Genomic DNA, 15,426 nt, shown 5'->3' with positions numbered 1-15,426 from the left:
GCTGCGATCAGCGCCGCCCCAACCCCGGAAACAGCTGCATGATCCCGCCAATGACAAACAGATAGGCTCCGGTCAGCATCACCGCCCACATCAGCCAGTCCGGGCTCTGGAAGTGCAACAGCAGCGCGTATCCCGAGAGCACCGACCAGACTGCGAAAACCGTAAGATTGACCGGCCGCAAGCGTACAACCCGCACCGGGTGCAGAAAATTGATCGGCAGGAAGGTCATGAAAACTGCCGCCAGCACGATCAGGAAAGCCACGATCTCGGAGGGATTGGTGACAAACAGGGTGAACACCAGCATGTTCCAGACCACCGGAAAGCCCGAGAAGAAGTTCTCGTCCGTCTTCATGCCCATGTCAGCGTAGTAGATCGCGCTCGACACCACGATCAGTCCCGCGGCGACGAAGGACAGCGGCTCGCCGATCATGCCGCTCTGATAGAGTGCGAAAGCCGGTATCAGGACGTAAGTCACGTAATCGATGACATTGTCGAGCATGGTGCCGGACCAGTTCGGCAGCACTTCCTTGACATTGAGCTTGCGCGCGATCGGCCCGTCGATGCCGTCAATCAGCATGGCGACCGCAAGCCACCACCACATATCGACAAACCGCTCTTCTGCAGCCGCCACCAGAGCAAGGAACGCCATGAACGAGCCGCTGGCGGTCAGGATATGAACCGAAAACGCCCTGATCTCCGCGTAGGGAACGCGGCGGTATTTGAATGGAAGCTTCATGCCGCCAACGCCTCCCAGCGCAGTCTCAGTTCGGGCCGCTCCAGTCGAGGGCGCAGATTTCGGCCGAGCGGCCGGCAAAGTTCCAGTTGCGGCCAAAGGCGCGCATCTTGGAACGTTCGGATTTCGCCACGATGATTTCCGGCGCAATCCAGTATTCGGAATTGCTGATCACCGTATCCTCGCCGTGGTTCTTGCCCGGTATCGGCGAAACGATCCCGTCGATGATTTTGGGAATCTTGACGATTCGCTTCTTGTCCTCGACCTCATAGCTGATCGGCTCCTGCTGCACACCGAGGAAATTGCCGACCAGGATGGAAAGCAGCGAAGTTGTTCCGCCAGCCTTGCCCGTAAAGATCTTGGTGAAGGCCTTGGTGGCGTAGATAGAGGCACGCTTGTCGACAAACAGCCCCGCGGTCCAGTTGCCGCGGCTCATGTAGCCGGGGATCTCCATGATCAGGCCAAGATTGAGGCCGGAAAGATCGGTGTCGCCGTAATAGCCGTTATCAACCCGGAACCCCGCCCAGGTCTGACAATAGCCCTCGGTGGGCGGATGCTGGCCGAGCGAGATCACGCAGGGGCAGAAAACTGTGCAATTGCACGAAAGCACCAGTTCACCCTTCAAAGCCCACTCTACATCAGCCATGAATCCTGTCTCCCTCAAGCCCTTGTTATTATGTCAGGGCGACCCATACCAGGACCGCTCCCCAGATACTTACTATCGCGCCGCCGGCTTTGGTTGTCACCCGCCCGGTTTCGGTTTTTTCGAGAAATGCGAACACCGTGAGCGCTGCCATCCAGACCACATTCATGCTGCCCACTGCAAGCATGATCAGCATCAAAGCCCAGCAGCACCCGAGGCACCATGCACCCTGTTCGACACCAAGCCGGAAAACGCCGCCCACGGTTGTCTTCCAGCGGGCGAACAGGGTCGTGAACGGGTTGCGGCACTTCGTCAGGCATGCATGTTTCAAGGAGGTGAACTGGTAGAGCCCGGCGCCAATCAGGATGCCTCCTGCAATCAGGCCCTGGACCGGTCCGGTGGCCGATATGTCTGCGATCTGGACGATAGCCAATTGCACGGAGGTAAAACCGATCGCGGCCAACGCCCAGACAAACAGGTAGCCCGCGGTCAGCACCACAGGATGAACCACCGGCTCGCCGCGGGCCGCGGCTGTGTCGGCGATCTCGGCATAGGTGCGGATCATCGGCGCGGCGGTCGGCAGCATCATCGCGGCGGCCATCGCAAACCACATGACGTAAAGTGCCAGTGCGGTGGAAAGAACGGGGCCCCCGGCGAGCCCGATTCCGGCATCCCCCGACAGGCACAAGGCCGCGATTGTTGCAGCAAATGAACCGGGTTCGAAGGGAAGATAGGGGGAAATCAGCGACATGCCCGGTCCGAGCGAATGAGCCGATCCCTGCAACTGCGCAACAGATCCGGCCATTCCCATCACGAACCACCAGGCGGCACCCGCAGTCAGCACAACCATTGCCAGCACCGGCCACAACGGACGCCGTGCAAGCCCGGCGATCATCCTGCCGGACCGGTCCAGCCGGTCAAAGCGGCCGTCGAGCGGGTCTGTGTTTGCACGGGGCGTGAACATGCGCCAAATGATCCCATGGAGTTCGTTCGTCTGGGGATGTAAAGGATGGATCAACCAGATGGCAATCGGTAACACGTTGAGAGGTCGAAGAATTGCAGCAGCATCATGATATCGCCGTCGTCGGCGGCGGCCTTGCCGGATCCGTGGCTGCGCTGGCCGCCGCTGCCGAGGGATGGCGCGTGGCCTTCATCGCACCGGCACCGCCGCGCCAGGATGGACGGACGACCGCCCTGCTGTCGGAATCGATCGACCTGCTTTCCCGCCTTGACGTATGGGAAGATGTCCGCGGCGTTTCGGCGCCGTTGCGAACGATGCGGATTCTGGATGGCACCAGCCGCCTGTTCCGCGCCCCACCGGTGTCGTTCCGCTCGAGTGAAATCGATCTCGATGCCTTCGGCTACAACATTCCCAACCAGCCGCTTTTCGATGTGCTTCAGGAAGCAACGCGCAAGTCCGACCTGATCGAGCGGTTCGAAAGCCCGCTTGAGAATGCCGAGCAATCGGAAGGTGCCGTCTCTCTGTTTCTCGAAGACGGGACCGAGGTCTCTGCCCTCGCCGTGCTTGCAGCCGACGGTCGCGGCTCGAAACTCCGCGAGGCGGTCGGCATCAATGTAAGAACCTGGACATACCCGCAAACCGCGCTTGTGCTCAACTTCTCCCATTCGATCGCCCACGCCGACACCTCGACCGAGTTTCACACCGAACAGGGCCCGTTCACCCAGGTTCCGCTGCCCGGCAAGCGCTCCAGTCTGGTCTGGGCCGTCCGGCCGGAGGACGTTGATGCAATCCTCGCCCTGCCCCGCGAAGCACTCAACCGGGAGGTCGAAACAAGAATGCGTTCCATCCTTGGAGCGGTTGAGGTCGAGGGAAAGGTGCAGGCCTGGCCGCTGTCGAGCCTGATCGCGGACAGTTTCGGCACGGGACGAACCATGCTTGTTGGAGAAACCGGCCACGCCTTCCCGCCAATCGGAGCCCAGGGTCTCAATCTTGGCCTGCGCGACATCATGCAGGCTGTCAGCACGATTCTGGACGCCGGTGGACCACAGAACGCCGCGGAAGCCGTCCGATCCTTCAACCGTCAACGCCGCGCCGATGTGACCAGCCGGACGGCCGGTGTCGACCTGCTCAACCGGGCGCTTTTGAGTTCCTTCCTGCCGATTCAGGCACTTCGCGCCGGCGGTCTTGCGGCATTGTCCGCCATTCCGCCGCTGCGGCTGCTTGCCATGCGCGAAGGCATGACACCTGGCTGGCGCCGCAGTGGCCTTGCAAAATCAGGACCCCAGCGCTTGTAGCATCACGTTCAGAAATGTCTGCAGGAACTTGAAATCACTATATATCGCAATGCTAAAATGCCTCTCAACGAGGAATTCTGTCCGTTCAGCCGGGAAAGAGATCGGGCGGCAAGGTGCCGCTGGTGATCAACCATAGCAGGACTGAGACGCTGCCGACACTGCAGACGGTGGTGACCAGCACGGTGGCGGAGGCGCGCTCGACCCATGTCGAGTACTGCTGGGCAATGACAAACACATTGGTTGCGGTCGGCAGAGAGGCCAGCAGCACCGCAGTGTAGACCCAGACCGGTTCGAAATCGCCGATCAGGCTCAGGCCCAGATACATCATCACCGGATGGGCGATCAGTTTCATCGGCACGATGAAGCCCAGCTCCACCGGTACCCGCTTGAGCGGCCTGAGCGCCAGCGTCACTCCCATCGCAAACAGGGCGCAGGGTGCAGCCGCCTGGGCAAGATAGTCGATCAGCCGTCCGACCGGGAGCGGCGGCACGAACTCGATCCAGGCGGCGGCAACACCGACTATCGTTGCCAGGATGAAGGGATGAAGGGCTATCTTGCGCACGACACCAAGCGCCAGCGCCCCCGGGCTGCGGTGGTCGCCGCCCGAAAGCGCCATCATCATCGGAGCGATGGTGAAATGCATGATGTTTTCGAAACAAAAAATCAGTGCCACCGGCACCGCGGCCGGCTCCCCGAAGGCCAGAATGGCGATGCCCGGGCCCATGTATCCAATGTTGCCGTAGGCGCCCGCAAGCCCCTGGATCGTGGCTTCGCCGATCAGTGCACGGCGAACGAGGATGCTTGCGGCGAAGACCAGAGCGAACACCGTATAGGTGACCACCATGCTGGTCAGCACGTAGTCCCAGCGCGCCAGCTGTTCGATCGGGGTGCGCGACAGGAGCTTGAAAAACAGCGCCGGCAGCGACACATAGATGATGAAGGTATTGAGCCAGCCCATCGCCTCCTGGGGCTGCCGGGTAATCCGCGCGGCAATGTAGCCAAGCAGGATCAGCCCGAAAAACGGCAGCACCAGACCAGTGATTTCAGCCATGCTTGATACCCGCCTGCGCTCTTAATACATTGCCTAAGCGATTGAAGGGGGTAGGTTCCCGGCGCTGCGCCGTCAAGGCCAAACAGTTGAACTTCTGTCCACGGTTCCCATCTTAAAGGGTAAAGGAACAAAGACATGCAGCTCAAAGAAGCCAAATTTCAGATCGGACAAATCGTCAAACACCGGATCTTTCCGTTCCGGGGCGTCATTTTTGACGTCGACCCGGTCTATGCCAACACCGAAGAATGGTGGAACGCGATTCCCGAGCAGGTGCGCCCGCGCAAGGACCAGCCATTCTATCACCTTCTCGCGGAGAACGATGAGACCGAATACGTGGCCTATGTATCGGAGCAGAACCTGCTGATCGATGACAGCGACCACCCGGTGCGCCACCCGCAGCTGGGCGATTTCTTCGAGGCCCAGGTCGATGGCGTCTACAAGCCCAAGGAGCGGATCAGCCACTGATTCAAGAAATCTGTCGGCAGCGCTCTTGAACGACAAAAAGGCCCGGATGCGTGATGCATCCGGGCCTTGTTGTTGAAAACCGCTTGGATCAGTTTTTCTTGGCCGCCGCCTGTGCCTCTTCAAGCTTCTTGCGGGCTTCCTCGGCCTTCTTGGCCATTTCTTCCTGCAGCAGGCGCTGGCGCTCCTGAAGTTCGGACTGGGCGATCGGATCGCCATCCCAGGCCTGGGTAAAGCCCTCGAGCGAAATCTTCAGCGGGTTCGGCGTACGCTGGTAATTGACCGACGTCAGAACCAGTTCGCCGCCCTTCTTGAACGATGACACCATGGCGTCGGTCAGCAGAATTTCCGCGACGCAGGTTTCGGGCATGCAGATCGCATACTCGACGCGCTGGGCCTGGCCGCCATCAACCTGCAGGTTGACGCCGGGCTGGATCAGGCGAGCTGTCGGCACTGTGACCTGCATAATCATGCGGTTCACCTTGCCGGTCACATTGATCAGGCCGACCGCGGTCAGCAACTGGCCTGTGGGAGCTGTGACGATGTTCTGAACGATGCAGACATCATTGTCTTCCTGCTTGGTGCAGGTCTTGTACCAGCCCTGGTTGGCACCCTGAGCGGAAGCGGACGCAGGCATGAACGCGGCGGCCAGACCAACCGACATGGCGGCTGCGAAAAGGGTCTTAGTGATGGCGGTCATTTGTTTCCATTACTCCTGAGTTGCAGCCCGCGGGGCAGCGTAGGGTTCGCGCGGATGAGGCGCCCTCTTGTATCTGTCGCGCCTTCTCGATTGAAAATGCGGCAACAGCAAGGCTTGTTTCGCGTTCCTGTTAGCGCGTGAAGACGCCAATATCCAGCCCGCGGCAGGACTTGAACCAAAAAAAACCGGCGGCGCCCGGTCAATGGTGGCCTGTGCCGGATGGCGCGTATATTCTCGGGGCGGGATTCGGCGCCACAGCAACCACGGGGCGGAACTGGAAACATGCCCGGGAGGATCGGAATGAACCAATTGCTTCGGACGCTGGCCATTGTCGCCGGGGTGATCATGGCTGGTCTGCCAAGAGCTCATGCCGAGCCTGTACATGCCATCGCCATGCATGGGGAACCGGCATTGCCGGCGGGTTTCAACCATCTGCCCTATGTCAATCCGGATGCGCCCAAGGGCGGAAAGGTGACCTATGGCGTGGTCGGAACCTTCGACAGTGTCCGTCCCTTCATCGTCAAGAGCATGCGGACCACTGCGCGCGGTCTGGCCGATCCGGTTTTCGGCAACCTCGTCTACGAAACGCTGATGGCCCGGTCCCAGGACGAACCCTTCACGCTTTACGGCCTTCTGGCCGAGACGGTGGAGTGGGACGAGGAGCGCAGTTTCATTCAGTACAACATCAATCCAGCCGCGCGCTGGTCCGATGGTGAACCGGTTACCGCCGATGATGTCATCTTCACCATGGAACTGCTCAAGGAGAAGGGCCGTCCGCCCTACAGCACCCGCCTCAACCGCGTGGCGAGCATGGAAAAGGTCGGCCCGCTCTCGGTCAGGTTCACCTTCAACGAGAATTCCAACCGCGAGTTTCCGCTGATCCTGTCACTGTCGCCGGTGTTGCCAAAGCATGCCACCGAGGTGGAGACCTTTGACCAGTCGACACTCACACCAGGGATCGGTTCGGGTCCCTACATCGTCAGCGAAGTCAAGCCGGGCGAACGCATCACCTATACGCGCCGGGATGACTACTGGGCAAAGGATCTGCCGGTCAAACGTGGAATCGACAATTACGACCAGATCGCGGTTGAGTATTTCCTCTCCGAAACCGCACAGTTCGAGGCGTTCAAGAAAGGCGTCTTCGATGTCTATCCCGATGGCAGCGCCACCAACTGGTCACGCGGCTATGACTTCCCGGCGGTGACGTCGGGTGAAATCTTGCGCAAGGAGTATGAGAGCCGCACGCCGTCGGGCATGTACGGGTTTGTCTTCAACACCCGCAGGCCGCTGTTTGAGGATGTCCGGGTCCGCCGCGCGCTGACCATGCTCTTCGATTTCGAATGGGCCAATCGCAGTCTTTACGACAACACTTACAAGCGCACCCATTCCTTCTGGGACGGGTCGGACCTTTCGAGCTACGGCAGGCCCGCCGATCAGCGCGAACGTGAAATCCTGGCCCCCTTCCCCGATGCAGTGTCGGCTGACATTCTCGACGGAACCTGGGTCCTTCCTGTCACCGACGGTTCGGGCCGCGACCGCAAGGTCCAGCGGGCGGCGCTGACACTGCTGCAGGAAGCCGGCTACCGGATCCAGGACGGCAAGCTGCTGGATGGAAACGGAAATCATTTTGCCTTTGACCTGATGACCCAGAACGAGGGACAGGAAAAACTGGCGATCGCCTTCCAGCGCTCGCTTGCCGCGCTCGGCATCGACATGTCGATTCGCACTGTTGACGATGCGCAATACCAGCAGCGCTCGCAGACCTTCGACTACGACATGATCATGAAGGCCTTTTCGTCGTCCCTTTCACCCGGTGCGGAGCAGATCAACCGCTGGGGATCCGCCTCCCGTGACATCCAGGGCTCATTCAACTTCGCCGGCGCGGCCAGCCCGGCAATCGACGCCGCCATCGATTCCATGCTCAATGCCCGCACCGCGGATGATTTCCGCCCCTCCGTCCGCGCCTTTGACCGTGTCCTTCTGTCCGGGCATTATGTCATCCCGGCCTTCCACTTGGGCAAATCCTGGGTCGCGCATCGCAGCCGCATCGCCGAGCCCGATGCTGGCCCGCCGCTCTACGGCTATTATCTGCCGGCCTGGTGGGACAGCAGTGCGGCACAATGAGCCATTGAACTGACAGACACCCGAAAGGTGACCTTATGACCGCTCCCTCATTGACCATCGACGTTGTCTCGGACGTGATGTGCCCCTGGTGCTATATCGGCAAGCGCCGGCTTGAAGACGCTCTGGCGGAGGTTCGCAACGAATTCGATGTGGAGGTCCGGTGGCGGCCCTACCAGCTCGATCCGACCCTCCCCAAGGAAGGCAAGGACCGGAAGCAGTATCTCGAGGACAAGTTTGGCGGTGCCACCGGAGCCGAGCAGGCCTACGCCACGGTTCGCGCAGCCGGTGAAGAAGAGGAAATTCCCTTTGCCTTTGACAAGATCAAGGTCTCGGCCAACACGCTCGACGCCCACCGGCTGATCCGCTGGGCCGGTTCCCTCGGGCTGCCCGCACAGCACCAGATGGTCGAACTGCTGTTCAAGGCCTATTTCGAGGATGGCAAGAGCCTTGGCGACGACGCCGTGCTGATCGAGGCCGCCGAACAGGTCGGGCTTGAGACGCCGGTGGTTGAGCGCTTGCTCTCGGGCGACGCCGATCGCGACACGGTCGCTGCCGAGATCGACCAGGCCCGTCAGATGGGTGTCACCGGGGTGCCCTGTTTCATCATCGACATGCAGTACGCGGTCGTCGGCGCCCAGTCCGCCGAGGCGCTGGCCGATGCCATGCGCAAGATCGTTGCCAGCCGAGGCAAAGAGGCAGCGGGGAACGACAACGGCTGAAGCGGGTCTATCGCCGGTTCACGGTTTCGTAGCGCGCGCGGCTGAGGCTGACCAGCGCGGAAACGGCGGTGCACAATCCGGCAATCACCAAGGCGATGGCAGGGGCGTCGCCCACTGGCACCAGCGCGAAGATGATCGACATCGATATCGCGCCCATCGTCTGGCCCATAAGGCGCGCCGTGCCCTGCATGGCTCCGGCAGCCCCGCTCCGGGCCTTCGGCGCCGAAAGCAGCAGAATCCGGTTGTTGGGCGTCTGGAACAGGCCAAACCCTGTCCCGGCAAGCGTCGTGCCGATCAGGAAGGCTATCCCCTTCGCATCCGGCGGAAACAATCCTGCGATCAGCAGTCCCAGAGCCAGCAGACCGCCGCCGCAAGCGCACAGCCACGCAGTCTTGATCCGGTCGGCAAGCCGTCCGGCTATCGGGGCCATGATGATGGTGGCGATCGGCCAAGGCATCATGTAGAGGCCGGTCAGAGCCGGTGTCATCCCCATGGTGTGATGAAGGTAGAACGGCAGTGCGACATAGGCCAGCATCTGACCGGTGAAGCAGGCCACAGAGGCAATCACCGCGACCCGAAACCCCGGATCGGAGAGGAGATCCGTCGGCACGATCGGCGTTGGGGTATTGCGTTCCAGCCTGAGCACCGCCAGCAAGCACAGGATCGAGCATCCGATCAGGATGGATCCGCTTGCGGGGGCGGTGGCGATCAGTTCCGCGCCGGCAAAGAAAAGGATGAACATCGCTGCGCTGGCAAGCAGTGCCGGCACATCGAGCCGCCGCCTGACCCCCGCCATGTGGCCGAGAAACCGGCCGCACGACAGCACCAGGAGACCGAGCGGCAGGTTGACTGCAAACAGCCAGGGCCAACTGGCGAAAGAGAGGATGGCCCCGGCCACCGCCGGCCCCGCGGCGGCAGAAATCGCGATCGCCATGGCATTGAAGCCGATGATGGTTCCCAACATGCGTTGCGGAACCGCGGTCCGCAGATTCATTGCCGCAAGCCCCATCATGGCGCCGGCCCCCAGACCTTGCATGAAACGCGCGGCGACCAGCAGCGGCAGGCTCCCGGCCAGCGCACAGGCAGTTGACGCGAGCGTGAAAACCGCGACGCCCATGAGGAAGACCCGTCGCGGACCATAGATCTCGCCGAGCGCGCCGCAGGGAAGCAGGGCCACCAGTACGGCGAGCTGGTAGCTCGAGACGACCCACACCGTGTCGCTGGGATGCGCCCCGAGCGAAATGGCAATAGAGGGCAGCGCCACATTGGCGATGGCGCCGTCGAGCACGACCAGCACCAGCGACAACAAGAGCACGCCGACGGCGAAGTGGCGCCGCGGCGCAGGCAATCCGTCGTCGGCCTGGTCGAAATGGGATGAGGTGGGCATCGCGATCATTTCATCTTTTGCTCGCACCAGCGATACAAGCGCCGCCCCGATTGCGCCAGACCCGATCGGAAAATTCAAAGTCGTGCCAGACACATGACAACACCATGGCTGCGCCACAAGTGCCGCAAGCTGTCCGCCAGGAAGGCCTTATCTCGTCTGCCTCAGGGTGATGCGTGTGAGTTCGGCAGGCCTGCCCAGCCGCAGCGCGAAACCGGGCCACAGCGCGGTGCCGTTGTTGACGTAAAGCTGCATCGAGCCGACCTGGTAAAGGCCGGAGACGAAGCCGTTGTTGGCTCGCGCCAGCAGCCGGTCCATCCCCCGGATCATGCCGCCATGGGTGTGTCCGGAGAGCTGCAGCGCCACTCCTGAAGCCGACGCCTGCTGGGCCATCATCGGCTGGTGGTCGAGCAGGATGACCGGCGCCGCGTCCGGTGCACCCTGAAGCGCCGCCTCGAGATCCGGGGCCGGAAAACCGTTTCGACCTGCCGATCGGTCGGGGAGGCCGGCGATCACCAGCTTGTCGCTGCCGCGCTCGATGACCGCATGGCTGTTGGAGAGAAGCCGCATATCCATGGCTTCAAAATGATCCAGGAAGGCGCCAGCATCGAAGAAATATTCATGATTTCCCGAAATGGCATAGATGCCGTCACGGGCGGAAAGGCCGCGAAGCGGTTCCACGTCGGCGCGCCGGTGTTCAAGGCTTCCGTCGATGAAGTCGCCGGTGATGACGATCAGGTCGGCATCAAGCGCATTTGCCTTTGCCACCATCGAGCCTGTCCAGGCAGCCGGAAACAGCCGGCTGATGTGCAGGTCGGTCAGTTGCACGATCCGGTATCCGTCGAACGCCGCGGCAAGGCCCGGGATGGAAATCTCGATGTCCTTGAGTGGCGGAACAATGATGGCCCTGCTGACGCCGAATGACGACAGGGCAAGAGCGGCAATGCCTGCGGCATATCTCACCTCAGCGGCAGGTTCGGAAAAATAGCCCGTGAAAACAAGGCCAACGAGTGCCCCCGCATCAAGCGCAATCTGGAACACCGCCAGAAGCACGATTGCACCAAACAGGACATTGAACGCTATCACCAATGGCCTCGGGAACTCCGGCGCAAACACCGAGCCTGACGACAGCCGGCTGACATAATGATATTGCGACGCAATCAGCAGTACCACCGCCACGACTGCCTTCAGCGTCCATGGCCAGGGCAGCGGCAGGATGAAGCGGACGAGAACCACCAGCCATGGAAGTCCGGTAACCAGATGAAACATCACATGCGCCTTTGATGACTTGAATGATCCCACAGCCGCGGGAATCTGGAACGTTCATGCTGGTAGCGAACCACCGTTTCCCCGGCGGCGGCTTTGTCTGAGCTGGCAGGCTTCCGAATGCCATTACCGGCAAAGACGCCTGTACCGGGTGAGGTAGAGAGCCGTTCGGCTTCTGCCACCCTCACCCGCTCAACCCGCAAGCTCCGCCAGATGCGTCATCACCACGGCGGCTCCGTTGAGCCGCTTGTCCGGGGTCGGCAGGTCGCGGATGAACACCACGCTCTGGTCGGGCCGGATCTTGGCCATGTTGCCCTGCTTGGAAATATGGCCCACCAGCCCGGCCGGGTTGGGGAATTCCTTGTTGCGGAACTGGACAACCACGCCCTTCGGACCGGCGTCGAGTTTCTCGACATTGGCCTTGCGGCACAGCGCCTTGATGAAGACGATCTTCAAGAGGTGCTGCACTTCCGTCGGCAACGGCCCGAAACGGTCGATCATCTCGGCCCCGAAGCCGTCGATATCGGCAATGTCGGTAATCTCGCCCAGCCTGCGGTAGAGCCCCAGCCGCAGATGCAGGTCCGGCACATAGTCTTCAGGGATCATCACCGGCGTCCCGACCGTAATCTGCGGCGACCAGCCGGTATCAAACACCGCGTCCTCGCCGCGGACCTCGGCGACCGCCTCTTCCAGCATGTGCTGGTAGAGCTCGAAGCCGACTTCCTTGATGTGGCCGGATTGCTCCTCGCCGAGCAGGTTGCCGGCGCCGCGGATGTCGAGATCGTGGCTTGCCAGCTGGAAGCCGGCGCCGAGCGTATCGAGCGATTGCAGTACCTTGAGCCGCTTGTCAGCGGTCGCCGTCAGCATCTTGTTGACCGGCAGCGTGAACAGCGCGAAGGCGCGCACCTTGGAACGGCCGACCCGGCCGCGCAGCTGGTAGAGCTGCGCCAGTCCGAACATGTCGGCCCGGTGCACGATCAGCGTGTTGGCGGTCGGCACGTCGAGGCCCGATTCGACGATCGTCGTCGACAAGAGCACGTCGTACTGCCCGTCGTAGAACGCGTTCATGATATCATCGAGTTCACCCGCGGCCATCTGGCCGTGGGCGATCGCGAATTTCAGTTCCGGCACGTCCGAGCGCAGGAACGCCGCCACATCCTCGAGATCGGCAAGCCGCGGACAGACATAGAAACTCTGCCCGCCGCGATAGTGCTCGCGCATCAGCGTTTCGCGCACGGTCACCGGATCGAACGGCGAGATGAAGGTTCTGACCGCCATCCGGTCGACCGGTGGCGTGGTGATCAGCGACAGTTCCCGCACCCCGGTCATCGCCAGCTGCAGCGTGCGCGGGATCGGTGTCGCGGAAAGCGTGAGCACATGGACGTCGCTCTTGAGCTCCTTCAATCGTTCCTTGTGCTTGACCCCGAAATGCTGCTCCTCGTCGATGATCAAGAGACCGAGATTGGCAAACTGGATCGACGAGCCAAGCAGGGCGTGCGTGCCGACAACGATGTCGGTCTTGCCCGAAGCGAGTTCCGTTTTCGTTAGCGCCAGTTCCTTGGCGCCGACCAGACGCGAGGCTTGGGCAATGCGGACCGGATAGCCGCGCAGCCGCTCGGTGAAGGTCTTGAAATGCTGCCGTGCCAGCAACGTCGTCGGCACCACCACCGCCACCTGCACACCGTTCATCGCCGCGATGAACGCGGCGCGCAGCGCAACCTCTGTCTTGCCGAAACCGACATCGCCACAGACCAGCCGGTCCATCGGCTGCCCCGCGGCCAGATCGTCGCGCACCCGCTCGATCGCAGCCATCTGGTCTTCGGTCTCGTCATAGGGGAAGCGCGCGGAGAATTCGTCGTAGAGCCCCTCGGGCGCCGCAAGTGCCGGTGCCGAGCGCATGTGCCGCTCGGCGGCAATCCGGATCAGCCCCTCGGCCATGTCAAGAAGCCGCTTCTTGAGCTTCGCCTTGCGAGACTGCCAGGCAACCCCGCCCAGCTTGTCGAGCTGCACTTCGGCGCTGTCCGAGCCGTAGCGGGTCAGAAGCTCGATATTCTCGACCGGCAGGAACAGCTTGGCGTCGCCCGCGTAATGCAATTCAAGGCATGCATGGGGGGCACCGGCGGCCTCGATCGTGCGCAGGCCGATGAACTGGCCAATCCCGTGTTCGGCATGGACGACATAATTGCCCTCGTCGAGCCCGGACACCTCAGATATGTAATCCGCACCGCGGCGCTTGCGCTTGGCCCGGCGCACCAGCCGGTCACCCAGCACGTCCTGTTCGCCGATAACGACAAGATCATCGATCTCGTAGCCGCCCTCGATCGCCAGCACTGCAGCCGCTGCCTCGCCGGGTTTCAGCTTGTCGATGTCGGCAAGACTGTTGATCCGGACAACGCGTTCAAGCCCGTGCTCATCGGTGACCTGCAATAGCCGGTCGAGCGATCCTTCCGTCCAGGCGGTGATCAGCACCTTGCGCCCTTCGGAACGCTTGACGCCGACATGGGTCACCAGCTTTTCGAACAGGTTGGCGCGGCCGCCCTCTTCCGATTTGTCGGATTCCGCGTCAGCCGCCCAGCGCGGACCGGTCGCAGTCGGAAGGTCGATCACCATCCGCGCCGACGTTTCCGGTTCGTGAAATGGCGTCAACCGGACTGCATTGAGGGCATCGAGGCGTTCAAGCAGTTCGGTCGTGTCGAGATAGAGCAGGTCCGGCCTGATCGCCTTGTAGGGCGTGGTCTGGACACCCCGGCCCTTCTCGATGTTTTGCGCCGTCTGCCTCGCTTCGTAATGGTCGACGATCTGCGCGCGACGTTCGCTTGCGGCTTCCGCGAGCATATGGTCACCGGTGATCCGGAAGCCGCCGAGATAATCGAACACCGTCTGCATTTCGTCGTGAAACAGGGGAAGCCAGTGTTCCATGCCCGGATAGCGGCGGCCTTCGCTGACCGCAACATAAAGCGCATCATCCCGGTTTGCCGCCCCGAACATGGAGAGGTAGTTGCTGCGGAACCGGCTGATCGTTTCCGGTTCCAGCGTAACTTCGCTCATGGCGTTGAGAGCAAGTTCCTTGGCCTGGGTCGTCGTGCGTTGCGAAGCCGGGTCGAAATGCCTGACACTCTCCAGAGTGTCGCCAAAGAAATCCAGCCGCACAGGTTCTTCGGCGCCAGGCACGAAGACGTCGAGAATGCCGCCGCGCACGGCGTACTCACCCACTTCGCGGACAGTAGCGACCCGCTCGAAGCCGTTCTTGGCAAGCCGAACGGACAGGTCCTCCATCTTCAGCCGGTTGCCGGCGCGGGCCGAAAACCCAAGATCCGACACCACTGTTCGCGATGGAACCCGTTGCAGCATGGCATTGACGGTCACCAGCAGGATTGCCGGATGCGGATTGTCCGGGAACTGCGCCAGGGAAGACAACGCCGCAAGCCGTCGTGCCGAAACATCGGCTCCCGGTGATACCCGGTCATAGGGCAGGCAATCCCAGCCCGGCAGGGTGAGTACCGGGATTTCGGGTGCGAAAAACGCGAGATTCTGCTCGAGATCGGCCATGCGCTGGCCGTCGGAGATGATGTGCGCCAGCGGACCGGTCGACCGGGCAAGCTCGGCGAGCGCCAAAGCTTCCATGCCCTGCGGCACACCGGCCAGCGTCACCGGCGTGTGCGAACCGGAGATCTTGGCAACCGGGATCACTGGTTTCATGATTTGCTCGCCGGTCCCTGCGATGTGTTCTGCTGCGGCTCGAAGTCGGGCACATAAGCGCGCATCCGGTCAAACAGCGCCGTGCGGAGGCGCTCCGGTGTCTCCGCTTCGCCTGTCACCCAGCGGAAAATGTCTGCATCCTCCTCCGCCATCAGCTCTTCGAGCTGGTCGAGTTCCGCATCTCCGAGATCAGCGATCTCGGCGTCGGCAAAACCGCCGATCACCAGATCCATTTCCCGGATGCCACGTCGCCACGCCCGCACGAGAATGCGACGGCGGCGCGGATCGAGGTCGGCGCTTGAGCGTGTTGTTCCGGTCATGACGGGCCTTTTTTGTTTGGACGGTTTCCATATCCTGTCGCCACGCAAATGTCAGCCTTGCCTTTGACC

The 15,426-nt window shown here is 61.8% G+C and carries 13 protein-coding genes; 4 read left to right on the top strand and 9 right to left on the bottom strand.

The genetic code is table 11. The features are described 5' to 3' along the window. Positions 1-7 precede the first annotated feature (7 nt). Genes pcsA through GTW23_RS08795 form a run of 3 tightly spaced genes read right to left on the bottom strand, consistent with a single transcriptional unit; the run spans position 8 to position 2,340 of the window. The gene (pcsA, locus tag GTW23_RS08805; protein ID WP_152008770.1) at positions 8-736 is read right to left on the bottom strand and encodes a phosphatidylcholine synthase; all 729 of its coding nucleotides are present in this window, start codon (positions 734-736) and stop codon (positions 8-10) included. A 25-nt stretch (positions 737-761) separates the two neighbouring features. Next, positions 762-1,379 carry a DUF1326 domain-containing protein gene (locus GTW23_RS08800; protein WP_152008769.1) on the bottom strand — a complete coding sequence of 206 codons (618 nt, stop codon included), beginning with the start codon at positions 1,377-1,379 and terminating at the stop codon, positions 762-764. Between the two features lie 28 nt (positions 1,380-1,407). After that, a complete protein-coding gene (locus tag GTW23_RS08795; protein WP_252915423.1) occupies positions 1,408-2,340 on the bottom strand; it encodes a DUF2182 domain-containing protein in 933 nt (310 codons plus the stop codon). Positions 2,341-2,432: 92 nt separating this feature from the next. Here GTW23_RS08795 and GTW23_RS08790 point away from each other — a divergent pair, with 92 nt between their 5' ends. Further along, entirely contained in the window at positions 2,433-3,632 is a 1,200-nt protein-coding gene (locus tag GTW23_RS08790) for a UbiH/UbiF family hydroxylase (RefSeq protein ID WP_252915422.1), read from the top strand. Positions 3,633-3,717: 85 nt separating this feature from the next. Here the strand turns inward: GTW23_RS08790 and GTW23_RS08785 are convergent, their stop codons facing one another. After that, positions 3,718-4,683: an AEC family transporter gene (locus GTW23_RS08785; protein WP_152008766.1), complete on the bottom strand. Its 966-nt coding sequence runs from the start codon at positions 4,681-4,683 to the stop codon at positions 3,718-3,720. A gap of 135 nt (positions 4,684-4,818) precedes the next feature. On the opposite strand from GTW23_RS08785, the gene hspQ reads away from it, so the two are divergent. Then, entirely contained in the window at positions 4,819-5,148 is a 330-nt protein-coding gene (gene hspQ / locus GTW23_RS08780; RefSeq protein ID WP_152008765.1) for a heat shock protein HspQ, read from the top strand. An 88-nt stretch (positions 5,149-5,236) separates the two neighbouring features. Here the strand turns inward: hspQ and GTW23_RS08775 are convergent, their stop codons facing one another. Beyond that, entirely contained in the window at positions 5,237-5,845 is a 609-nt protein-coding gene (locus tag GTW23_RS08775) for an invasion associated locus B family protein (protein WP_152008764.1), read from the bottom strand. A 345-nt stretch (positions 5,846-6,190) separates the two neighbouring features. Here GTW23_RS08775 and GTW23_RS08770 point away from each other — a divergent pair, with 345 nt between their 5' ends. After that, the gene (locus tag GTW23_RS08770; RefSeq protein ID WP_252915592.1) at positions 6,191-7,969 is read left to right on the top strand and encodes an extracellular solute-binding protein; all 1,779 of its coding nucleotides are present in this window, start codon (positions 6,191-6,193) and stop codon (positions 7,967-7,969) included. Between the two features lie 35 nt (positions 7,970-8,004). Further along, positions 8,005-8,688 carry a DsbA family oxidoreductase gene (locus GTW23_RS08765; protein WP_252915421.1) on the top strand — a complete coding sequence of 228 codons (684 nt, stop codon included), beginning with the start codon at positions 8,005-8,007 and terminating at the stop codon, positions 8,686-8,688. A 7-nt stretch (positions 8,689-8,695) separates the two neighbouring features. Here the strand turns inward: GTW23_RS08765 and GTW23_RS08760 are convergent, their stop codons facing one another. From GTW23_RS08760 to GTW23_RS08745, 4 genes are all read right to left on the bottom strand, one after another. Then, positions 8,696-10,003 carry an MFS transporter gene (locus tag GTW23_RS08760; protein ID WP_252915591.1) on the bottom strand — a complete coding sequence of 436 codons (1,308 nt, stop codon included), beginning with the start codon at positions 10,001-10,003 and terminating at the stop codon, positions 8,696-8,698. A gap of 219 nt (positions 10,004-10,222) precedes the next feature. Continuing rightward, on the bottom strand, positions 10,223-11,341 hold the full coding sequence (locus tag GTW23_RS08755; protein WP_252915420.1) for a metallophosphoesterase: 1,119 nt from the start codon (positions 11,339-11,341) through the stop codon (positions 10,223-10,225). 189 nt (positions 11,342-11,530) lie between these two features. Then, entirely contained in the window at positions 11,531-15,037 is a 3,507-nt protein-coding gene (mfd, locus tag GTW23_RS08750; protein ID WP_252915419.1) for a transcription-repair coupling factor, read from the bottom strand. Next, positions 15,034-15,357: an FAD assembly factor SdhE gene (locus tag GTW23_RS08745; protein WP_152008759.1), complete on the bottom strand. Its 324-nt coding sequence runs from the start codon at positions 15,355-15,357 to the stop codon at positions 15,034-15,036. Before GTW23_RS08745 ends, mfd begins: the two co-directional genes overlap by 4 nt. Between the last annotated feature and the right edge of the window lie 69 nt (positions 15,358-15,426).

It is taken from the genome of Parahoeflea alexandrii (assembly GCF_024105735.1).
Lineage (GTDB): Bacteria > Pseudomonadota > Alphaproteobacteria > Rhizobiales > Rhizobiaceae > Hoeflea > Hoeflea alexandrii.
The sequence above is the reverse complement of the archived record's forward strand: the minus strand, read 5'-3'. Positions and strand labels throughout refer to the sequence as shown.